At 33.2% G+C, this 23,317-nt stretch carries 21 protein-coding genes and 1 other RNA gene; 13 read left to right on the forward strand and 9 right to left on the reverse strand.

Going from position 1 to position 23,317, the window contains the following annotated elements; all coding sequences use genetic code 11:
• Window positions 1-36: 36 nt before the first annotated feature.
• Entirely contained in the window at window positions 37-1,599 is a 1,563-nt protein-coding gene (locus FUA24_RS20770; protein ID WP_148544968.1) for an NAD(P)H-hydrate dehydratase, read from the reverse strand.
• A 343-nt stretch (window positions 1,600-1,942) separates the two neighbouring features.
• Here FUA24_RS20770 and thrA point away from each other — a divergent pair, with 343 nt between their 5' ends.
• The 9 genes from thrA to FUA24_RS20815 all read left to right on the forward strand — a co-directional run bounded on the left by thrA (window position 1,943) and on the right by FUA24_RS20815 (window position 13,715).
• Entirely contained in the window at window positions 1,943-4,387 is a 2,445-nt protein-coding gene (thrA, locus tag FUA24_RS20775; RefSeq protein WP_148544969.1) for a bifunctional aspartate kinase/homoserine dehydrogenase I, read from the forward strand.
• 71 nt (window positions 4,388-4,458) lie between these two features.
• Complete coding sequence (locus FUA24_RS20780; protein ID WP_148545040.1) at window positions 4,459-5,382, forward strand: homoserine kinase; 924 nt, start codon at window positions 4,459-4,461, stop codon at window positions 5,380-5,382.
• Window positions 5,383-5,387: 5 nt separating this feature from the next.
• Window positions 5,388-6,683 (forward strand): threonine synthase, encoded by a 1,296-nt coding sequence (gene thrC / locus FUA24_RS20785; RefSeq protein WP_148544970.1) that lies wholly within the window; start codon window positions 5,388-5,390, stop codon window positions 6,681-6,683.
• Between the two features lie 133 nt (window positions 6,684-6,816).
• Window positions 6,817-7,899, forward strand: a complete 1,083-nt coding sequence (gene gcvT / locus FUA24_RS20790) for a glycine cleavage system aminomethyltransferase GcvT (protein ID WP_148544971.1) — start codon at window positions 6,817-6,819, stop codon at window positions 7,897-7,899.
• A gap of 24 nt (window positions 7,900-7,923) precedes the next feature.
• Complete coding sequence (locus tag FUA24_RS20795; RefSeq protein WP_148544972.1) at window positions 7,924-8,748, forward strand: sugar nucleotide-binding protein; 825 nt, start codon at window positions 7,924-7,926, stop codon at window positions 8,746-8,748.
• A 64-nt stretch (window positions 8,749-8,812) separates the two neighbouring features.
• The gene (locus FUA24_RS20800; protein ID WP_148544973.1) at window positions 8,813-9,106 is read left to right on the forward strand and encodes a 4a-hydroxytetrahydrobiopterin dehydratase; all 294 of its coding nucleotides are present in this window, start codon (window positions 8,813-8,815) and stop codon (window positions 9,104-9,106) included.
• 122 nt (window positions 9,107-9,228) lie between these two features.
• Complete coding sequence (locus FUA24_RS20805) at window positions 9,229-9,972, forward strand: YebC/PmpR family DNA-binding transcriptional regulator (protein WP_148544974.1); 744 nt, start codon at window positions 9,229-9,231, stop codon at window positions 9,970-9,972.
• A 21-nt stretch (window positions 9,973-9,993) separates the two neighbouring features.
• Window positions 9,994-10,989 carry a Gfo/Idh/MocA family protein gene (locus FUA24_RS20810; RefSeq protein WP_148544975.1) on the forward strand — a complete coding sequence of 332 codons (996 nt, stop codon included), beginning with the start codon at window positions 9,994-9,996 and terminating at the stop codon, window positions 10,987-10,989.
• Window positions 10,990-11,114: 125 nt separating this feature from the next.
• The gene (locus tag FUA24_RS20815; RefSeq protein ID WP_148544976.1) at window positions 11,115-13,715 is read left to right on the forward strand and encodes a zinc-dependent metalloprotease; all 2,601 of its coding nucleotides are present in this window, start codon (window positions 11,115-11,117) and stop codon (window positions 13,713-13,715) included.
• Between the two features lie 164 nt (window positions 13,716-13,879).
• On the opposite strand, the gene FUA24_RS20820 is transcribed toward FUA24_RS20815, so the two are convergent.
• Genes FUA24_RS20820 through FUA24_RS20850 form a run of 7 tightly spaced genes read right to left on the reverse strand, consistent with a single transcriptional unit; the run spans window position 13,880 to window position 19,672 of the window.
• Window positions 13,880-14,428 carry a 1-acyl-sn-glycerol-3-phosphate acyltransferase gene (locus FUA24_RS20820; RefSeq protein WP_148544977.1) on the reverse strand — a complete coding sequence of 183 codons (549 nt, stop codon included), beginning with the start codon at window positions 14,426-14,428 and terminating at the stop codon, window positions 13,880-13,882.
• Window positions 14,429-15,514, reverse strand: a complete 1,086-nt coding sequence (locus FUA24_RS20825) for an iron-containing alcohol dehydrogenase family protein (protein ID WP_148544978.1) — start codon at window positions 15,512-15,514, stop codon at window positions 14,429-14,431. It lies immediately after the preceding gene.
• Window positions 15,515-15,560: 46 nt separating this feature from the next.
• Complete coding sequence (locus FUA24_RS20830; RefSeq protein ID WP_148544979.1) at window positions 15,561-16,178, reverse strand: CatA-like O-acetyltransferase; 618 nt, start codon at window positions 16,176-16,178, stop codon at window positions 15,561-15,563.
• Window positions 16,178-16,882: an HAD family hydrolase gene (locus FUA24_RS20835; RefSeq protein ID WP_148544980.1), complete on the reverse strand. Its 705-nt coding sequence runs from the start codon at window positions 16,880-16,882 to the stop codon at window positions 16,178-16,180. The genes FUA24_RS20830 and FUA24_RS20835 overlap by 1 nt, the downstream gene beginning before the upstream one ends.
• Window positions 16,873-17,601, reverse strand: coding sequence for a 3-deoxy-manno-octulosonate cytidylyltransferase (gene kdsB, locus FUA24_RS20840; RefSeq protein WP_148544981.1), 729 nt, complete (start codon window positions 17,599-17,601; stop codon window positions 16,873-16,875). The genes FUA24_RS20835 and kdsB overlap by 10 nt, the downstream gene beginning before the upstream one ends.
• 38 nt (window positions 17,602-17,639) lie before the next feature.
• Window positions 17,640-18,215, reverse strand: coding sequence for a DUF4126 domain-containing protein (locus FUA24_RS20845; RefSeq protein ID WP_148544982.1), 576 nt, complete (start codon window positions 18,213-18,215; stop codon window positions 17,640-17,642).
• A 32-nt stretch (window positions 18,216-18,247) separates the two neighbouring features.
• Window positions 18,248-19,672, reverse strand: a complete 1,425-nt coding sequence (locus FUA24_RS20850) for an ATP-dependent DNA helicase (RefSeq protein ID WP_148544983.1) — start codon at window positions 19,670-19,672, stop codon at window positions 18,248-18,250.
• A 125-nt stretch (window positions 19,673-19,797) separates the two neighbouring features.
• Here FUA24_RS20850 and FUA24_RS20855 point away from each other — a divergent pair, with 125 nt between their 5' ends.
• The 4 genes from FUA24_RS20855 to FUA24_RS20870 all read left to right on the forward strand — a co-directional run bounded on the left by FUA24_RS20855 (window position 19,798) and on the right by FUA24_RS20870 (window position 22,895).
• Window positions 19,798-20,535, forward strand: coding sequence for a hypothetical protein (locus tag FUA24_RS20855; RefSeq protein ID WP_187388347.1), 738 nt, complete (start codon window positions 19,798-19,800; stop codon window positions 20,533-20,535).
• Window positions 20,519-21,340, forward strand: coding sequence for a DUF3822 family protein (locus FUA24_RS20860; RefSeq protein WP_148544984.1), 822 nt, complete (start codon window positions 20,519-20,521; stop codon window positions 21,338-21,340). Before FUA24_RS20855 ends, FUA24_RS20860 begins: the two co-directional genes overlap by 17 nt.
• Window positions 21,340-21,885 carry a 16S rRNA (guanine(966)-N(2))-methyltransferase RsmD gene (gene rsmD, locus FUA24_RS20865; protein ID WP_148544985.1) on the forward strand — a complete coding sequence of 182 codons (546 nt, stop codon included), beginning with the start codon at window positions 21,340-21,342 and terminating at the stop codon, window positions 21,883-21,885. Before FUA24_RS20860 ends, rsmD begins: the two co-directional genes overlap by 1 nt.
• Window positions 21,886-22,142: 257 nt before the next feature.
• A complete protein-coding gene (locus FUA24_RS20870; protein WP_148544986.1) occupies window positions 22,143-22,895 on the forward strand; it encodes a hypothetical protein in 753 nt (250 codons plus the stop codon).
• Between the two features lie 62 nt (window positions 22,896-22,957).
• Here the strand turns inward: FUA24_RS20870 and rnpB are convergent.
• Window positions 22,958-23,291, reverse strand: an RNA gene (rnpB, locus tag FUA24_RS20875) — RNase P RNA component class A.
• Window positions 23,292-23,317 lie beyond the last annotated feature (26 nt).

Consider the following 23,317-nt stretch of genomic DNA (forward strand, 5'->3'; position numbering starts at 1 on the left):
GTAACATAACACCCCTTCAAAAGGAAAAGAGCCTTATTAAGCCCTTTGCCCTTCTTCTTCCACCTCTTGCGGCTCTTGTTGTTGTTCAGGCTGCTTAAATAAATCAATGTAAGCCTCACCCAAATAATCAATTACATGACTAGCAATTAAACTTTGGTAACCATAGTCCTCAACAGCGATGTCTGCCGATTTTCCATGCAAGTACACACCAAATATAGCAGCCACTAAAGGATTGTATCCCTGAGATATTAACCCAGTAATAACTCCAAATAAAACATCGCCTGTTCCCGCCGTTGACAATCCTGGGTTTCCAGTGGTATTTATATAAAGTTTATCCTGCATTACCGTAATTGTATTAAAACCTTTAACTACGATAATAAGTTTATGCTTTTTAGAAAATGCTTTTACTTTTTCTAGCTTATCAAAATCGTCATTCCATTCACCTACCAATCGTTGTAGTTCCTTAGGGTGTGGTGTTAAAATGGTATTTTCAGGTAATAATTTTAGTAAAGCTTTCTTTTTTGCTAATATGTTTAGGCCATCTGCATCAATTACTAATGGTGTTTTATTCTCCTTTAAAAAAGCCTCAAAAGCGTTTATCGTTTTTGTATTAGTTCCTGCGCCTATTCCAAAACCAATAACAGTTGGCTCAATACTGTATTTAATATCACTAATAATTGTGTCATCCACATCAGTCATTACCATTGCTTCTGGGAATGATGATTGCAATACATTGTAACCACATTTAGGAACAAAAGCAGACACCAAGCCAGCGCCAGCAGATAAAGCGCCTCTACTAGCTAAGGTTACTGCACCTATTTTCCCATAGCTTCCACCAATAATTAAACTATGTCCGAATTCACCCTTATGCGAAAACTTTTGACGAGGAACATACATAGGTAATACTTCATACTTTCCAATTAACTCAACCTCTGTATTTGTTGTATGTAAAAACTCTGGGTCCAAGCCAATATCCAATACTTCCCATTGTACCGTATACTTTGCAGTATCAGGCAAAAAGAATAATAATTTTGGAGACGCAAAGCTTAACGTATATCCAGCCCAAACAACATCATTTTCATTCTGGGGAACCTGATTAGTTTGCAATCCCGAAGGAATATCTATTGAAAGCGTAAATGCTTTAGTCTTTCTAAAATGTACAAAAAGTGCTTTTACCCAATCAACTACCGGGCGGTTTAATCCAATCCCAAAAACAGCATCTACAATTATGTCATCTGGGTGTATTTCAGGAAAATCCTCTTCACAAGTCATTAAAGTTGGCCATTCTTTTGTAACCCCTTTAATTCTATCGTAGTTTATCAAAAAATCCTTAGAGCGTTTGTCACTATAATTAACCACATAAGTTTTTACATTATAACCATGCGTTATTAAGTGTCTTGCCAATACCAATCCATCGCCCCCATTATTACCTATACCACAAAATACATGTACAGGTACTTGTGCACCTTGCATACGCATATGCATCCAATTAAATATTTGAATTCCCGCGCGCTCCATTAATTCTGTAGATGTAATCTTCTGTCTGGTTGCGGTTAATTTATCACCTTCATATATCTGTTCCTTAGAGAATATCTTCATTAATCTTTTTAGTTTATTGATTTTTTAATTCTTTTGAGAATACGTTGAATTTCTTAAAATAAAAAAGCTTCAACCTAAGAATAACACAAAAAAAATGTATTAGTTTTTTAATTTGGCTAAATGTAATACTTTTGAGTAATATTATAATAGCTATAATGAATCATTTAAACCAAAATACAGAAAATTTAAATTCTTTTTTCTCAAAAAGAACAGCTTCTTTTTTGGGTACTACAACAAACACAACTACCCTTTGGGGTTGTTAATTATATATACTTCGGGCTATTATGTGGTTAATTTAAGACCACTTTTTAAAAATTATTTTCAATTATCAATTCATTAAAAAATGAAGGTTTTAAAATTTGGAGGAACGTCTGTAGGTTCTTCAAAAAACATAAATAACGTTATAAATATATTAGAAGATTATTCTAAATCTGGAGCTGTTGCTTGCGTGGTGTCTGCTGTTGGAGGTATTACGGATAAACTATTATTGGCTGGAAAAAAAGCTCAAAATAAAGACGAAACATTTTTAGAGGTTTTCAATACCATAAAAGAAAGTCATTTTAATATTATAAAGGAATTAATTCCAAATAACAACCAAGAGGTAATTGCATTTGTTGAAGAACGCTTAGGCGAACTTAAGAGTTTATTAGATGGTATCTTTTTAATCAATGAATTATCTCCAAAAACATCCGATAAACTAGTAAGTTTTGGAGAACTTTTATCATCATTTATTATTGCAGAAACGATGAAGAGTAGAAAGTTGTCTGCAGAAAGAAAGAACTCCCAAGAGCTTGTAATTACCAATTCTAACTTCACTAAGGCTGAAGTTAATTATAGTATTACAAATAAAAATATCCAAGACTATTTTAAGTCTGCTAGTCAACAAATAACTATACTTCCTGGGTTTGTATCTAAATCTATAAACGGAGAGCAAACCACACTCGGGCGCGGAGGATCTGACTTTACAGCGGCTATAATAGCCGCAGCTTTAAAAGTAGAACAATTGGAAATTTGGACCGATGTGAGTGGTATGTTTACTACTAACCCTAAAATGGTAAAACAGGCCTACCCTATTAATGAAATTTCATATCAGGAAGCTATGGAATTATCCCATTTTGGGGCTAAGGTACTATATCCACCAACGGTACAACCCGTTTTAAGTCTTGAAATTCCTATTCATATTAAAAACACCCTTGAACCAGAAGCTGTTGGTACTATTATTTCTAATAATGCGGCTAATGGAGGGAATCCTGTTAAAGGTATAAGCAACATAGGAAATATTGCGCTTTTAACTCTTGAAGGAAGTGGTATGGTTGGTATTCCAGGGTTTTCGAAACGTTTGTTTGAAACGCTATCACAAGAAAAAATAAATATTATTTTAATTACTCAGGCCTCTTCTGAGCATTCAATTTGTTTAGGAATTGATATTAAAGATGCACAGGCAGCAAAAGAAGCTATTGATACCACATTTGAGAATGAAATAGCTTTAAATAAAATAGAACCAATCATTGTTGAAGAAGATTTATCAATTGTAGCTCTTGTTGGAGATAATATGCAAAACCATCAAGGTATTAGTGGAAAATTATTCAGTGCTTTAGGTAGAAATAATGTAAATGTTCGTGCTATTGCTCAAGGTGCTTCAGAAAAGAATATCTCTGTTGTTATAGCCGATAATGATGTTAAAAAGGCATTGAATGTATTACACGAGCAGTTCTTTGAGGCTAAAACCAAACAACTAAATGTATTCATTACAGGTGTTGGTAATGTTGGTGAGCGCTTAGTTGAGCAAATAAAACAACAACGTAAATATTTAAAAGAAAATCTTAAAATAAAACTACGTGTTGTTGGATTATCAAATTCTAGAAAAATGATATTTGATGATGGTGGATTGGATTTAAAATCTTGGAAAGAGCAATTAGCCGATGGCGAACAAGCTTCATTACAAGGTTTCTTTGAGAAAGCCAAAGCATTAAACCTGCGTAATAGTATTTTTGTAGACGTTACTGCCAATAAAGATGTAGCAGACTTATATGCCCAGTATTTACGAGAAAGTATTTCGGTTGTAGCTTGTAATAAAATTGCATGCTCAAGTGAATATTCAAATTATAAAGAATTAAAGCGTTTATCTTTAAAGTACAATGCACCTTTCTTATTTGAAACTAATGTTGGCGCAGGACTCCCTGTTATTGATACTTTAAGCAATTTAGTAGCTTCGGGTGATAAGATTAACTCTATTCAAGCCGTTTTATCGGGCAGCTTAAATTTCGTATTTAACAACTTTAACGATACCACAAAATTCTATGATATAGTAAAACAAGCCGCAGCTGAAGGTTATACAGAACCTGATCCTAGAATAGATTTAAGCGGTGTGGATGTAGCTAGAAAGATTTTAATTTTAGCTAGAGAAAGTGGTGTTGAAATGAATTTAGAAGATATTGAAAATACGTCATTCCTTTCAGAATCTGGATTAAAAAGTGATACTGTTGATGATTTCTATCAAACTTTAATTGAAGATGAAGCACATTATCAGGCATTATATGCTTCTGCGAAAGCTAATGATTGTCAATTAAAATATGTAGCCAAGTTTGATAATGGTAAGGCTAGTGTTAGTTTACAAGAAATTCCTGTGGGTCATCCATTTTATAATTTAGAAGGAAGTGATAATATCGTAATGTTTTATACAGAACGCTACCCTAAACAACCTATGATTATTAAAGGTGCAGGTGCAGGAGCAGATGTAACTGCTTCTGGCTTATTTGCGGATATTATAAGATTAGCTAATGATTAATTACTATGGAAATTCATAAGGAAAGTGAAATTTCTTGCTCTAGTGCAGCCGAAAGTTATTTAATTGAAAAGATGAACGAAATAAAAATATTTTCTCCGGGTACGGTTGCTAATGTATCTTGTGGTTTTGACGTTATGGGGTTTTGCCTTGATAATGTTGGAGACGAAATGGTTATTAGAAAAGTAGACCAAAAAGGTATCCGTATCACCAAAATAGAGGGTTTTGATTTGCCATACGAAGCCGACAAAAATGTTGCTGGTATTTCGGCCTTAGCCATGTACAATGCCTTGGATTTAGATTTTGGCTTTGAAATAGAAATCTATAAAAAAATTAAACCTGGAAGCGGTATAGGTAGTAGTGCAGCTAGTGCTGTTGGTAGTGTTTTTGGTATGAATGAGTTGTTAAATAGACCTTTCAATAAAACACAATTAACCGAATTTGCAATGAAAGGCGAAGCTTTTATCAGCAAATGTGAACATGCCGATAATATTGGACCTGCCATTTTTGGCGGATTTATATTAGCAAAAAGTGTGTCTCCTTTACAGATTCTAGAAATACCATTTCCAGAGGATTTATACGCTACAATTATTCATCCCCAAATAGAAATTAAAACTGCTGATGCCAGAGGATTATTGCCTACAGAAGTTGCGCTACAAGATGCTATAAAACAATGGGCAAATCTTGGAGGATTAGTACATGGATTACATTCGGGTGATTATGAGGTTATAAAAAGTGCTTTGCACGATGTTATTGTAGAACCTCATAGAAGTAAACTTATACCTCATTTCCAAGAAGTTAAGGAAGCTGCCATACATGCCGGGGCCGTAGGTTCCGGTATCTCCGGTTCTGGACCGTCTATTTTCTCGTTGTGCAAAGGCTTAGAAAGAGCAAATGAGGTAAAAGCGGCTATTGAAGCCATCTATTCTAAAACAGGCATTGAATATGATATTCATGTTTCTAAAATAAATTCAAAAGGAATTAAAATCCTTAACTAAATAAAATGAACTACTACTCTCTAAATAAACAAGCGCCAGATTCAACATTTGAAAATGCTGTTGTTAAAGGACTAGCGCCCGACAAAGGCTTGTATTTTCCTGAAAGTATAACACCTTTATCTGAAGATTTCTTCAAAAACTTGGATAATCTTTCTAATACGGAAATAGCATTTAAAACCATTAAACAATTTGTATCTCCTGAAATTCCAGAGGATGTTCTTAAAACTATTGTTGAAGAAACCTTGTCTTTTGAGTTTCCCGTAGTGCAATTAAATGACAATATTTCTACATTAGAATTATTTCACGGACCAACCATGGCGTTTAAAGATGTTGGCGCTAGGTTTATGGCACGTTGTTTAGGCTATTTTAATAAAGATAATGACAATGAAGTAACTGTTCTAGTTGCTACTTCAGGTGATACTGGAGGAGCGGTTGCTAATGGCTTTTTAGGAGTTAAGGGTGTAAATGTTGTGATACTTTATCCAAGCGGAAAAGTAAGCGACATTCAAGAGAAGCAATTAACTACGCTTGGCCAAAACATCAAGGCCTTAGAAGTTAATGGTACCTTTGATGATTGCCAAGCTATGGTGAAAACTGCATTTTTAGATGAAAGTTTAACCAATGAAATGCAGTTGACGTCTGCAAATTCTATTAATGTTGCCCGTTGGTTACCGCAGTTATTCTATTTTGTATTTGCCTATAAACAGATATACAAAAAATATAATGATATCGTATTCTCAGTACCAAGTGGCAATTTTGGTAATGTGTGTGCTGGTATGATGGCTCAACAATTAGGACTGCCTGTAAAACATTTTATAGCATCTAATAATGCCAATAATGTCGTAACACGTTATTTAGAAACTGCTTTATATGAGCCAAAGCCATCCATTCAAACCATAAGTAATGCAATGGATGTTGGGGCGCCTAGTAATTTTATTAGAATTCAAGAAATCTATAAAAACAAGTTTGAAACTTTAAAAGAAAATGTGTCTTCATATTGGTTTACAGATGAAGTAACCAGAGATGCTATGTTAGAAATTTACAATAACTATAATTATGTAGCAGATCCACACGGTGCTGTCGGTTATTTAGGTAGTAAGGCCTATTTAGAAACCAATCCTGAAGCTCATTGCGTATTCTTAGAAACGGCCCACCCCACTAAATTTTTAGATGTGGTTGAAGACGTGATTAAAGAGAAACAACCTTTACCTGAGCAAATACAAGAAGTAATGGGTAAAGAAAAAGTAGCTGTGAAAATTTCAACTTATGAAGATTTAAAAGCGTTTCTATTAAACGGATAGTATTTAACATAGATTAAATAAAAATCCCTTATTTCTTTTTTGATTTAGGGGATTTTTATTTTGGTTTTACTAATTAGAATTTTACGAAATTATGTAGATTTGCTACTCAAAATTTAATTATCTACAGTCAAATATGAAAAATACTGCATTAACATCAACACATGAAGCGCTTGGAGCTAAAATGGTACCCTTTGCAGGCTTTAATATGCCCGTACAATATGAAGGCGTAAATAGTGAGCATGAAACAGTTAGAAATGCTGTTGGTGTTTTTGATGTATCTCATATGGGTGAGTTTTTAATTGAAGGAGAACAGGCTTTAGATTTAATTCAAAAAGTAACAAGTAATGATGCCTCTAAACTAACTATAGGAAAAGCGCAATACAGTTGTTTACCCAATGAAACTGGGGGCATTGTGGATGATTTAATTGTTTACAGAGTAAAAGAAAACACGTATTTGCTCGTTGTTAACGCTAGTAATATTGAGAAAGATTGGAAATGGATTTCAGACCGAAACGATGTTGGAGCAACAATGCGCAATTTAAGTGACGATTATTCGCTACTTGCTATTCAAGGGCCAAAGGCGGTAGAAGCTATGCAGCCTTTAAGCAGTCATGATTTGTCTGCAATTAAGTTCTATAATTTTATTGTAGGTGATTTTGCGGGCATTGAGCATGTTATAATTTCGGCCACTGGATATACTGGAAGTGGTGGTTTTGAAATCTACTGTAAAAACTCCGAGGTAAAACAAATCTGGGATAAAGTATTTGAAGCTGGTGCCGATTTTGGTATAAAACCCATTGGTCTTGCCGCTAGAGATACCTTACGCTTAGAAATGGGATATTGCTTATACGGAAATGATATAGATGATACCACCTCTCCTATTGAAGCAGGTTTAGGGTGGATTACTAAATTTACCAAAGAATTTACCAATTCTGAAGCTCTAAAGGCAGAAAAAGAACGTGGTTTGGAACGTAAACTTGTAGCTTTTAAATTAGATGAAAGAGGTATTCCAAGGCAAGGCTATGATATTGTTGATGGTAATGGTAATAGAATAGGCAATGTAACTTCCGGCACTATGTCTCCAAGCCTAGGTATTGGTATTGGTTTAGGTTATGTTCCAAAAGTTTTTGCTGATATAGATAGCAAAATAAATATACAAATAAGAAAAAAAGCAATTCCTGCCATTGTAGTTAAACTTCCGTTTTATAAAGGTTAGTTAAAGTTTTAGTGTAGTTTGAAAATGAAGGAGAAAAAAGATAGAATACTCATACTCGGAGTCAGTGGTTTTATAGGTGGTATTATTTATAGAGAGTTATGTGCATACTTTAATACTTACGGCACCTTTAGAACTCCAAAAAAAGAACTTGAAAAGAATCATAAGTTTTTCAACTATAATTTTGAGGAAGATGACATTTATGAGATTTTAGATATAGTAAAACCTTCAATTGTAATATCTGCCCTTAGAGGCGACTTCTCTAAACAAGTCCTTTTACATGAACACCTAAGTGAATACGTCTTTTCTAAAAAAATTAGACTGCTATTTTTATCCTCTGCAAACGTTTTTGATGCCTATAGTAAATATCCTAGTTATGAAGATGATAAAACGCTTAGTAATAGTGTATATGGGCATTTTAAAATAAAAATAGAAAACATGTTACTCCGTCTTCCTAAGAAGAACGTAGCCATATTAAGATTACCGATGGTTTTTGGAGCAAAGTCTCCCAGGGAGATCGAAATACTTGAAAATATAAAAGAAAATGAACCCGTAGAAGTATTTCCTAATTTAGTTATGAATGTTACCAATTATGATAAGCTTGCCCAACAAGTGCACTATATCGTTAATAGAAATAAATACGGTATTTTTCATTTAGGAAGTAACGATTTAGTTCACCATGACGATTTTATTAAAGAAATGATTGAAATCATTTCAACAAAACAAGCCATATTAAAGCGTGTTTATACTACAAATGATGAACGTTACTTGGCTGTATTGCCAAAATCCAACAAACTTCCAAAACATCTACAAATTTATAGTATGGAAGTACTGGAAGATTTAAAAAAATAATTGATTTAGTCCCCTAATTTACTTATTTTTAGTAAAGAAACTTAAACCAAAAATTAGATGTTACATGAGTAAACTCTCATCTCAAGACATAGAAAAAAGATTATTGCGCTTCCCAGACTGGGAATACTTTGACAATGCCATTCACGCTGAGTTTGAATTTGAAAACTTCAAAGATTGTTTTAGTGCTATGAGCAGAATAGCCTTTGAGTGTGAAGCCCTTAACCATCACCCTAACTGGAGTAACGTATACAACGTACTTACAATTTCACTTTCTACACATGATGTTGATGGCGTTACCGAAAAAGACTTTAATCTAGCTGAAGCTATTGAAGCCATTGTTGAGCCTATTGACGAATAATTTTAAGATAGTTTCAGATAACACTTATAAATGCAATTATTTTTTAAATTTGCCATGCTTCTAAAGAAATTTGAACTTTAGAGCACTTTAAACACTTTGTAACTTTTTAACTAGATAGTATTATGGGAAGAGCTTTTGAATTTAGAAAAGCAAGAAAAATGAAACGTTGGTCTGCAATGAGTAAAGCCTTTACACGAATTGGTAAAGATATTGTTATGGCAGTAAAAGAAGGTGGACCAGACCCTGATAGTAATTCGCGTTTAAGAGCCGTTATACAGAATGCTAAGTCTGTAAATATGCCTAAAGACAATATAGAACGTGCTATTAAACGTGCTAGTGATAAAAGTCAAGGCGACTATAAAGAAGTTATTTTTGAAGGTTATGCCCCTCATGGTATAGCCATTTTGGTTGAAACCGCTACAGATAACAATACACGTACTGTTGCTAACGTTAGAAGCTATTTTAATAAATGTGATGGAAGTTTAGGAACTTCCGGTTCTGTTGTTTTTATGTTTGATCATACATGCAACTTTAAAATTAAAGGTGAAAACCTAGATTTAGAAGAATTAGAATTAGAACTTATTGATTTTGGTGTTGAAGAAATCTTCGAAGACACAGATGAGGATGCCGATGGTAATGAAGTAAACAGTGTTATGATTTACGCGCCTTTTGAAAGTTTTGGTAAAATACAGGCTTATTTAGAAGAAAATAACATAGAAATTTTATCTTCTGGGTTTGAACGCATTCCTCAAGTTACAAAGCCTTTAGATGCTGAAAAAGTTGCTGATGTAGAAAAACTATTGGAAAAACTTGAAGAAGACGATGATGTGCAAAATGTATATCATTCTATGGTAGAGGCAGAATAATTTTTCAATCCAACACATTAGATGGAACACACTTTAAACCCAAAAAAAATAATTAAATGGGGCATTATTGGCTGCGGTAATGTCACTGAAATTAAAAGTGGACCTCCATACAAACTTACTCAAGGTTTTGAATTAGTAGCTGTAATGAGGCGTAATGAAGCTAAAGCAAAAGATTATACTAAACGTCATCAAGTTAAAAAGTATTATACAGATGCAGAAGCATTAATTAATGATGCAGAGGTAGATGCTGTTTATATTGCAACACCACCAGATTCCCACAAATATTATGCTTTAAAAGTTGCTAAGGCTGGTAAAATTTGCTGTATTGAAAAACCAATGTCACCATCTTACAGTGAAAGCCTAGAGATATATAACACGTTTAAAGACAAAAACCTTCCATTATTCGTAGCGTACTACAGACGCTCATTACCTCGTTTTAAAAAACTTAAGGATTGGATAGATAATGGAAAAATTGGGAAGGTTAGGCATATTTCCTGGCACCAAAGTAAGCCTGCTAGTGATATTGATAAATCGGGACGCTATAATTGGAGAACGGATTATAAAATAGCCCCTGGAGGATATTTCGATGATTTAGCAAGCCATGGCCTGGATCTTTTCTCTTTTTTGTTGGGTGATATTAAAGATGCCAAAGGTTTCGCCACAAATCAACAAGGCTATTACACAGCTAAAGATGCTATTACCGCCAGTTGGATTCATGAAAATGACGTTACTGGTAGCGGAACTTGGAATTTTGCCTCAGATAGTCATATGGACAAAGTGACTATTTACGGAAATAAAGGTAGAATAGAATTTGCTGTCTTTCACGAAAAGCCATTAGTGTTTACTTCTGAAAACGAAAACGAATCTGTAACTATTGAAAATCCTAAACACATTCAGCAATTTCATGTGGAGGGTATGAGAGATGAACTCATCTTTAACAACTACATGCACCCATCTACAGGCAAATCAGCGCTTCATACCAATTGGGTAATGGATAAGATTCTTGGGAAGTTATAGACAAGTTACAACTTATAAAATACTATCCTTTAACATTTTATTGTGACAATTCTGTAAGTCAATAGTTAAATTTGGTATCATTTTTCAATATTTTATCAAACTACTACTAAAATTTAACTTCTATTATGAATAAAACATTTAGGCAATCTATTAGACTTATACTAATAGCTATAATGCTCATTTGTATAATGTTGCCACAAAATGCTTCTGGCCAGAAAAAGAAAAAGAGAAAAAAAGACGCTGTTGCTGCAATAGTTCCTCCAAAGCCGAAAACACCTAAGAAAAAAACTATTTCCAGTTTAGTAAAGAAAAGTAAAAAGATAGAAGGACTTTTTACAATTTATCAAGATACAATTACAGGTTCTCTCCAAATGGTAATTTCTGAAGATCAAATTGGGAAAGAATACATTTACTTTAGTCAAATCGCTGATGGTGTCGTTGATGCCAGGGCAAACAGAGGTTCGTATAGAGGTTCTAAAGTGTTTAAAATTGAAAAATATTTTGATAAGATAGAATTTGTTGCGCAAAACACCTCCTTTTATTTTGACTCAAACAATCCTATTTCCAAATCGGCAGAAGCCAATATGAGCCAAGGAAATATGGCTAGTATAAAAATTGAAATTCACGACAAAAAGAAGGGGCTATACTTAATTAAAGCAAACGATTTGTTTTTAAGAGAAACCTTCTCGCAAATAAAGCCTTCATCAAGGCCTGGAGGCTCACCTTTTTCGTTTAAACTTGGTATTTTAAGTAAGAGTAAAACTAAAATACGTGAGATAAAAAATTACCCAAAGAACACCAATATTAAAGTGGAGTATGTGTATTCCAAACCTTCTACTTTAAGCAGAGGTTCAAATGCGGTAGCTGATGGTAGGAATGTGAGCATAAAAGTGTTTCATAGCTTAATAGAAATGCCTAAAAATGATTATGTGCCTCGATACGACGACCCAAGAGTTGGATATTTTACTACTCAAGTAGATGATCAAACATCTACATCAACAACACCATATAGAGACTTAGTGCACCGATGGCATTTAAAGAAAAAAAATCCTGAAGCACAATTATCTGAACCTGTTGAACCGATTGTTTGGTGGATGGAAAACTCTACGCCTTTAGAATGGAGAGAAACTATTAAGGAAGGTGTTTTACAATGGAATAAAGCTTTTGAAAAAGCCGGTTTTAAAAATGCTATAGTGGTTAAACAACAACCAGATGATGCTGAGTGGGATGCTGGTGACATTCGATATAATGTATTAAGATGGACCTCCTCTCCTAACCCTCCTTTTGGTGGTTATGGCCCAAGTTTTGTAAACCCAAGAACAGGCCAAATTTTAGGAGCAGATATTATGTTAGAATATGTACATTTTACAAACCGTGTGTTTTATGATAAAGTTTACGAATTAGCTCATCTTGAGGCTCCATTCGAAAACGGTAAAAACATAAGTCATCACGGACATGAATATTGCACTTTTGGAGAAGCAATGCACCAAGACATTATGTTTGCAAATGCTGTGGCTAGTGCAAGCGGTGCTTCAGATTTGGAAATGGAGCGCATTAAAAAAGAGTCTATGCTTGCTTTAATTATGCATGAAGTTGGTCATACACTGGGCTTAAATCATAATATGAAAGCAAGTCAATTATTTTCACCAGAACAGCTGTCTGATCCGGAGTTTATTAAAGGAAAATGTTTAACGGCTTCGGTTATGGATTATGCAACGTTAAACATAACAAAAGATAGAAGTAAACAAGGACAGTATGATGACGTGGCTGTAGGACCTTACGATGTTTGGGCAATTCAATTTGGTTATACGCCTTTTAAGACTGATACGGAAAAAATAGAACTATTGAATAGATCTACAGAGCCTGAGTTAATTTTTGGAAATGACGCAGATGACATGCGCTCTCCAGGTAAAGCAATAGATCCTAGAGTAAACACAAATGATCAATCAAATGATGCTATTCAATATGCTATAGATAGAATAGAATTATCTACAAACCTTATGAAAACCGCTAAGGAAAAGTTTTTAAAGGAAGGGCAATCTTATGAAGAACTAAGACGTGTTTATAGTGTACTAAGTGGACAGAAAGCTGGAGCTGCTTCCATAATTTCAAGATACATTGGAGGCGTTTATTTAGACAGAGCTATGGTTGGACAACTAGGAGTAACACAGCCTTATACTCCCGTTAGCATAAAAGATCAAAAACGAGCTATGAAAGCTCTAAAAGACTATGTCTTTGCTCCCAATGCCTTTAACGCCCCAAAAGATTTATATAACTACTTAGCAATGCAAAGACGTGGTTTTGATTTTTTTAAAGGACCAGAAGATCCTAAAATTCACAATCAGGTATTAGCCTATCAAAAAAATGTTCTGAGTCATCTACTTCATCCTAATACATTACAACGTATTACAGATTCCGAATTGTATGGTAATGAGTATAAGTTGTCACTGTTTATGACAGATCTTAATGCTGCCATTTTTAATGTAGATATTTATGGTAACGTAAATAGTTTTAGGCAAAATCTACAAATAGAATATACAAGTAGATTAATACAAATGCTTACGGGTAAACAAAAAGATAAATTTACCAGTCCTTCAAAATCTATGGCATTATATAATTTAAAGCGCATTAGAACAATGGCCGGAAACACGGGGAACATTACCTCTAGAGCTCATAAGCAGCATTTAAGAATGCTAATTGATAATGCTTTAAAGGAAATAAAATAAACGTTGGAAAATAAATCTATTAAGAAAAAAAGCTATTTCGAGAGAAATAGCTTTTTCGCTTTAGTGTATTAGTTGATGTTTCTTTTTAGTGACAAAACTTGTTTACTTTATGTTTCATTTACTAGTACATTTTAATTTTTATGTTACAATATTTATGCCATATTTTATGAATAGGCTTTAATTTTTCCTTTTACGCCCTTATAAAAGTTATAAATAAAATTGAAATCTGCCTCCATATTATCTGTTGGATAAAACGGTGCTGAAATTTTATTTTGTTTATTCTCAAAATCCAAAGTAAACATGATAATAGGAACTTTTGCTTCTTTTGCTATAAAGTAAAACCCAGTTCTGAACTTCTCCACCTTTTTTCTAGTTCCCTCTGGAGCCATAGCTATTCTAAACTCATCACGTTTCTTAAACATTTTTGCAATGGCTTGTACTTTATTTTCATTGTTAAATCTATCTACTGGAGCACCGCCAAGCGTTCTAAAGAACCAACCAAAAGGAAATCGAAATAAACTTTTTTTACCAATAAAATTTGTTTGAATGCCTAAAACAGAACGTAATAGGATACCAATATAGAAATCGTGCCAACTGGTATGAGGAGCTGCTATAATTACAGCTTTCTTTACTTTATCTTTTGAGAAATTTATATTACCTACAACTTTCCAGCCTAATATTTTATGGTAGATAAATTTGGCCAACCATTGCATTTACATTTTTAGATACAACTCTTTTAGCTTATCTCGAGTCATAATTTTTTGCCAGTTCTTTCCTAAAGCATTTTCCCATAACGGTGCTAAATCAAAAGCGATATCAATCATCTTGTTTAGATCTGCCTCACTCAATTCAGAACATATTCCTTTAGGTAATTCAATACCATGTTTCTCTTTCATCTGCTTAAATAGCTTAACTCCTTCAGGATAAAACTCTTCTAGCTGATCAAAAACAATACAGTTCCCAATACCATGTTTAGTTCCCAACAAATAAGAAAGACCATAACTCATAGCATGTGCTATACCCACTTGCGAATACACTATGCTCATTCCTCCATGCCATGAAGCCATCATTAATTTTTCTTCAGAATCTGATTGTTTTAAACCTTCTTCATCCAAAAAGACTTCTTTACATAACTCAAGAGCCATTTCCCCATAGCTTTGACTAAACGTATTTAAATAAGTACCCTCTAAAGATTCTATGCAATGAATATAACAATCCATTCCTGTATAAAACCACTGCTCAGTAGGAACTTTTTTAGTTAACTCTGAATCTAAGATAACTTGATCGAAGGGTGTATAATCTGAATTAATTCCTAATTTTCTATCAGGACCAGTAAGTACTGTGGTTCTAGACACTTCTGCGCCTGTACCAGAAATTGTTGGAATGCCTACATGATACACTGCTTCATTTTTTACTAAATCCCATCCTTGATAATCTTTGGCCTCACCTTCATTGGTCAACATTATAGCAACAGCTTTAGCTAAATCAAGTAATGTACCTCCTCCTATTCCAATAATACCTGAAGGTCTTTCTTTTGTATTTAAAATTATATTTTCTACTAAGCTATCAACCTGACTTGTTTTAGGTTCTTCAGCAGCAGATACATAGATAATCTTATCGTCATAGGACAACGGGATTCTAGAAGTTAGCCAAGAATTAGCCTTAAAGACATCATCAACTAAAAATATAAACGGAGCATTTATATTTAAGCGTTTTGGGGCTAAAATTTCGCTTAACTGATTGAAACTACCTCTGCCAAAAATAACTCTTGGCACCATTGGAAAGTTTTTATAACTCATCTACTATACTTCTTTTTCAAATGTAAAAATAATACTATTTTAAATGTTACTGAACCAAAAAGTGTTGAAATTTCTCAGAAAATTCACCAACATGATAACCATCTGCAAGTGCGTGGTTTACATTTATGGAAACATTCATACTTAATTCTGTTCCTTTTTTAATGGCCTTACTAAATGATACTTTAGGTACGGACTCCAAAGCTCCAGATACAGGTTCTTTATGCCCGGTATAATATAACCACGGCATTGCAGAACAATGAATGCAATCCAGACCATTTTTAGGTGGGTACAAATCCTTACTATGTTCTATCCGTTGTTTTTCTTTTTCAATATTTTGAATAAATGTATTCAAGTCCTCATCAAAATCGATAAAAGAAAATCCATAAGTATTATCACTTCGCATTATGGTAGCGGAAGCATGAATAACATCATATGCCACAACCTTGTCATCTTCAATTCTATATTTTAAGTTTTCAACAGCATTAATTGCCCTAATACAATCGTGTAGGTATTTTGCAAAAAAGCTTATATTATTATCTTTTGAAAACGTATAGGCTTTTGTTACATTGAATGGAATAGTTACCGCAAAGTATGGGTCTTTTAATCCCATAAAATGATTATAATGTGCTTTTCTATTCCAATTTTCTATATCAATAATCTTCACTAATCCAGCAGCTTTAAAAGTTCTCTTAACGAACCAATTGTTTTATAGTCTTTTCCATTAGTTTCCTTTTCTGTAACTTCCTCATGCGCCCATGTTGTATGAAAAGGCACATGAACAGCATTAGCCTTTAAGTTTACAAGCGGTAACACATCAGATTTTAAGGAATTTCCAATCATCAAAAATTCTGAAGGTTCTACATCTAAAAACTTTAAAAGTTTTGAATAATTGGCCTCTTTTTTATCACTTAAAACTTCAATATGATGAAAATATTCTGTTAAGCCAGATTTTTCAAGTTTTCGCTCCTGATCTAGCAAATCTCCTTTGGTAGCTAATATTACTTTGTACTTCGTTGAAAGTACTTTTAACACCTCTTCTACACCATCCAACAATTCCACTGGCTTATTTAACATATCCTTCCCTATATTTAATATACGCTCAAGGGTTTTGTGAGATACATTATAATTTGAAAGTTCCAATGCAGATTCTACCATAGATAAAACAAAAGCTTTAATGCCATAACCATACAGACCCAAGTTGGCCATTTCCATCTTAAACAGTTCCTGATCTATTTTATTAGGTGTTTCATAATCTGATAATAATTTACAAAACTCATTTTCTGCTTCCCTAAAATAGGTTTCATTAACCCAAAGTGTATCATCGGCATCAAAGCCAATAACTTTTATATTTTGGTAACTCATCTCCATGCTTTTTTTGCGCGTTCTAAATCTTCTGGTGTATCAATTTCTATACCTTGTATATCTGTTTCCACCATTTTTATTCGTTTTCCGTACTCTAAATACCTTAATTGCTCCAATTTTTCAGAAGCCTCTAAAGTTAACATAGGTAATTTGTAAAAATCTAACAAGGCTTCTTTTCTAAACGCATAAACGCCTTTGTGTTTGTAATATTTCACATTAACATTTTCATCTCTAGCATATGGTATTGGACTTCTAGAGAAATATAAAGCAAAATCAAAAGTATCTATGATGACCTTTACGGTATTAGGATTATTAATTTCATCTTTATCTGTAATATGAACCATTAATGACGCCAAATCAACCTCTTTTTTATCATCTTTCTTAAAAACCTCAATTAGTTTTTCAAGCGACTCTTTATCAGTGAAAGGTTCATCTCCTTGAACATTTATGACCACATCTACGTCCATATGTTCAACAGCTTCGGCAATTCTATCACTTCCAGAACTATGTTCTTTAATGCTCATAATGGCCTTACCTCCGTTGTTTTCTATTTCCTCAAAAATTACATTACTGTCTGTTACCACATATACATCATCAAACAAATTACTTGCAACGGTAGCTTCATAAGTTCTTAGAATCACTGATTTACCGTTAAGATCTTGCATTAGTTTACCAGGAAACCTAGTTGCGCTATAACGCGCAGGAATCATTGAAATTATTCTCATGGTTAGTTAGTCTATAGTAATTCAAAAGTAACACAAATTTATTCAGGTTTTGAGATGCCCTTCTTAAACTTTTTGAACAATTTAAAAACAACGAAAAGGAGTATTATAACCAAAATAATTGCCAGATACGGCAGAACAACAGAAATGATGGACATAATTATAGATGTTCCAGTTTCAATAATAGATACAATAGGATTTCCTACTCCGGCTGTAGTTGCGGTAGACGCTAAACGAGTTGTACTTGACGTTCCTGCCACGGCTGCTGCAGTTCCTCCTCCAGCTATAATGGCTAAAGACCAAGTTATTGCAGGATCTAAATTGGCCACAGTAGATAACATTACGATAGTTCCAGCTATTCCAGCAAGCGGAACCGCGATAGTATCTAGTAAATTATCAATGTATGGAATAAAGTATGCTGTTATTTCTACTAAGGTAGCAGCGCCTAAAGTAATAAGTGCAGTTGTGCTCCCTATCCATTGCCAAGATTCGTTTAATGCCCAATAATCAAAATGGGCTGCTAAACTTAGGGCAAATAATGGTACAAATACTCTAAAACCTACCGAAGCGGATAGACCAATGCCAAGGCATATGCTAATAATTGTTTCCGGATTCATATTTACTAAACTTCAAGAAATACTTTTCTAGTTTACTCTATCTCAAAAAAATCGTCTTTAAAACCAATAAGATACAATTTTTCTTTAGCTCTTGTTACTGCTGTATATAACCATCTTAGATAATCTTTGTTAATACCGTCTGGTAAATACGGTTGTTCAACAAAAACAGTATTCCATTGGCCTCCTTGCGATTTATGACAAGTAATAGCATAAGAAAACTTAACTTGCAGAGCATTAAAGTGTTTATTGGCCTTTATTTTTAAGAATTTTTTATAATTGCTCTCATTCTCAAAGTCCTTAGCAACTTCTTGGTATAACCTATTAGAATCTTCATAAGAAAGTGATGGCGTTTCTGCATGTATAGTATCTAAAAGTAGTACGGTTTCAAAAGGTCGCATTTTGGGATAGTCTACCATTCTTATTTTTACCGATGCAAACCTAAAACCGTAGAGTTCTTCAATTCTAAAAATTTCTAATACTTCAATAATATCACCATTAGCAATAAAACCAGCTTCTGTATTGGGTTTAATCCAGAAATAATTGTTTTTTACAACCATTAGATAGTCTCCTGCAGAAAGCTCATTTTCATTAAACAATATTCTACTGCGTATTTGTTGGTTATAAAGATTAGCACGTTTGTTACTTCTCACAATTATAGCGGTTTCTTCATTACCTAAATCACTGTAAGCTCCATTAATGGCATTCATGATATCATAACCATCAACCAGCCTAACAATATCCTTAAAACCATTTAAATCAAACTTAAAATAGTCATAAATCTCATTTGAGAGTGCTTCTCGTAAAACAGTTGCATTTGCTAAAATTCCAGAATCGAATTCCTGTCTAACGACTTCATCCAATTCCATTTTACTAACATCCTTATTATAGTTAAGACTTATTTTGTTCTCATCTAAAGCTGGACTAATATCTAATTTTACTGGTGGTAATTGCGCTGTATCGCCTATTAAAAGTAATTTGCATTGATGACCAGAATACACATATTGCATTAAATCATCTAGTAAAGAGCCGTTTTCAAAAAGTTTTGATTCGCCAGGAGTATCTGGTATCATAGAAGCCTCATCTACGATGAAAATCGTGTTTTTGTGCTTGTTAGGTTGCAAAACAAACTTTACACCTCCCCCTCTCTCTTTTTTAGGAAAATATATTTTTTTATGAATAGTGAAGGCCTCCTTCTTTGAATAGTTTGCAATAACTTTAGCGGCCCTACCCGTTGGAGCCATTAATACTGCACTTTTTTTTGCTTTCCACAAATTAGAAACAATAGTTCCAACAATTGTAGTTTTTCCTGTACCTGCATATCCCTTTAAAACGTACAAAGCATTGGTGGATTTGCTAAAAATAAAGTCCGACAATTGTTGTAAAACCACCTCCTGTTTTAAGGTAGGTTGAAACGGAAATTGCTGTTTTATAAGAGAATAAAATTCTGAAGAGGTCATTAAAAAATATAACGAAAAAAAATTATTCAAATATAGAAAGGATTTTTATTAGCTAGGTGTTTTAACGATTAAAAAAAAATTGTAGATTTGCGAGAGACCTTTGATAACTTTTAATTAAAACAACAATGTTAACATTTATTCTTATTGCAGTTGGTGTTATTCTCTTAACTGTATTACTAGTTAAATTAATAGATAAATTTATTCCAGCAAAAGCTAAGCCTTTTGTAACCATAGCTCTTTGGGCTTTAATTATATTTTTAGGCTACCAGACTTACATGTCTATCTACGAGCCAATTCAATTTAACAAAGTGAAGAAAAAGCGTTATGCCAAAGTAATTGAAAGTTTAATTGATATTAGAGACGCACAATTAGCACACAAAACTGTAACAGGAAAATTTGCTAAGGACTTTGATGGTTTAGTAAAATTCATAGATACTGCTGAATTTACAATTACACAGCGTAAAGATTCTACTATTCCAGATGAAGAAATGACAAAACGTTATGGTGTTGAAATGACTAAAGAGATCATAGTTATCGATACTTTAGGATTTGAGTCTGTTAAAGATTCTTTATTCAAGAATTCGGATAGATATAAAACTATGATGAATGTACCTGTAGGTAAAGAAGGAGAAAAATTTAAAATGCAGGCTGGATTTATTCAACAAAACGGAATTAACATTCCTGTTTTTGAAGCTTCAGTAAAAAAGAACGTTATTTTAGATGACCAAAATAGAGATTTAATCATCCAAGAGAACCAAGTTGTATCTGTAGATGGTGTAAATGGAGACAAATTAAAAGTTGGATCTATGGAAGAAGTAAATACAACTGGAAATTGGCCGAAGACATATGGCTCTAACGAGTAATATAACTAGTAAACTAACTAATCAACAACTGTCCATTCAAATTGGTTTGAATGGACTTTCTTTTTCTGTACTAGACTCAGATACCAATACTATTATAGCACTAAAGCAATTTGATTTTGATAGAAAATTAAATCCTTTAGAGCTCTTAGATAGAATTAAAGAGATTTTTAGTTTGGAAGAAGAACTGCAGGGTAACTTTACTAATGTAACAGTAATACATGATAATGAGCTTTCTACGCTCGTACCTAAGCCTTTGTTTAATGAAGAAGCCTTAGCAGATTATTTAAAATTTAATTCTAAAATCTTAAAAACAGATTATATCTGTTATGATGAATCTTCCTTAGGAGATAGTGTTTGTGTATACGTACCTTATGTAAACATTAATAATTACATTTATGACAAGTTCGGTTCTTTTACATTTAAGCATGTTTCTACCGTTCTCATTGAATCTATTCTCCAATTAGAGAAGAATTCGGAAACGGTTAAAATGTATGTTAATGTTAACAAAACACATTTCGAATTAATTACCTTGGATAAATCTCAACTATTATTTTACAATTCATTTGATTACGTTACCAAAGAAGATTTCATTTATTACCTCTTATTCACTGCTGAACAATTAAAGTTAAATCCTGAGGTTTTTGAGTTGGTTTTTATTGGTGATATTGAAAAGAGTAATGATTTGTATAAAATAGCTTATAAATACATTAGAAATGTAGCGTTCGGATCAAGAAAGGATATTTATAATTACAAAACATCTACTAAGACCGATTTTTCTAACTTCTCCCTAATAAAAAGCTTTTAATGCGTATAATTTCTGGTACTTATAAGAGACGAAAAATTGTTGCTCCCAGAAACCTTCCTGTGAGACCAACAACAGACATGGCCAAGGAATCCCTATTCAACATCTTAAATAACTTGTATTATTTTGAAGATATTTCAGTTTTAGATTTATTTGCCGGAACAGGTAATATTAGTTATGAATTTGCCTCTAGAGGAACAGAAAACATTACATGTGTAGATCAAAACTTTGGCTGTATTAAGTTTATTAATAAAACTGCTGATGAATTTGAAATGCCAATACAGACTATAAAGTCGGATGTATTCAAATTTTTAGAAAAAGCTACCGTGACGTCTGATGTTGTTTTTGCAGACCCCCCTTACGACTTTAGTAATGAGCAATTTTCTACCATTGTAGAACTTGTTTTTAAAAACCAACTTTTAAACGAAGAAGGTGTACTAATCATTGAACATTCTAAACATACAGACCTTTCAGACTTAAATCATTTTAGTTATTCTAAGAGTTATGGAGGTTGTGTTTTTAGCTTTTTTGAATTAACTGAAAGTTAAACAAACTGTATTAATTGGCTTTTTTTCAGTATCTTAGATAAATCCCTAAGAGTTCCTAACTCTATTATTACTTCTCTTTTACTTCAGAAATATTTGAGTTTCTGTACTTATGCTTATGGTTTTGAGTAATGCAATAACCATAAACTAATTTATATGAATTACAACTTTTTACTCGCTCTATACAGATGTAGTTAAGCAATATATGCTACAATTCTGAAGGTATGATTTAATTAACCAACCTAATAACATTTTTACAAATGAAAAACTTAAAAACAACCTTCATTTTAATTACTTACGCCCTATTCCTTACCTCACTTTCTTATGGGCAGCAGACTTACTTTATTAATCAAGATAATGTTAAGCCATCAAAAGCAACAGAATATGAAAAGGTAGTAAAAGAATTCCAAGCTGCAAGTGTAGAAAATAATGTTCAAACCAGCTGGATGTCTGCAATGAGAAATGACTTTACCTATTACTATATTGTACCTATTGAAAACATGGCGGAAATGGATAAACGGCCTTTTTCTGATATGAAAGAAGCCATGGGAGATAAATGGGAAGACATGTTTAATCGTATGGACAAATCCTGTAGTTCCTATGGTAGTTACTTTATGCATAGTGTTGATGAGCTTAGTTATAAAGCACCAGAAGGAACTGATATGTCAGATCTAAATTATCGTAAATGGTTCTTAATGTATTATACTCCAAAAAATGCCGACAAAGTTAAAGAAGGTATGAAGGCGGTAAGAGACATGTTTGAGAGTAAAGGTTCTAAAGAGTATTATAATGTATACCAAAGTGGTATTGGAAATATGGAAAGTCATTATTTAGTTTCTGTACCGGCTATAGACGAATTAGATAGTGCTAAGCGGGCTAAAGAAAATCAAGAGGTACTTGGTCCAGATAGGTATGAGACTTTTAATAAAGTTTTAAATTATATTAGTAGAATGGAAGAATATTCAGGAATGATGAGACCAGACCTATCCTATGCTCCAAAAAAAGTAGAATAAGCCAATAACCAACCCTTTTTTTAACTCAAAAACCCTTCTTTAGTTTAAAGAAGGGTTTTGTATATTTAAGTAAATCTATAAGCCGAATTCTGTGCATTCCGAACTTGTTTCAGAATATCTAAAATAGTTCAAAAGCCCTTATCATTTATCTGAGTGCATTGTTACCAATACACTTTAGCTGTCTACCCTCCAACATTGGGCGTGCAACCCTTAAACGTTGGTATACATAACATTGCACCATATAGAGTTTACCTGATTTCACTACAGCATTACCTGTACATACTTTCTGTTGCACTTTTCCTAATTTTACAACTGGTGGCCATTAACCACTATATTGCACTACGGTGTTCGGACTTTCCTCCACGTTTAAAACGCAGCGATAAGGCGATTTACTTGAGCGCAAAAATAAACAAATTGTTAAT

Source organism: Seonamhaeicola marinus, from assembly GCF_008085455.1.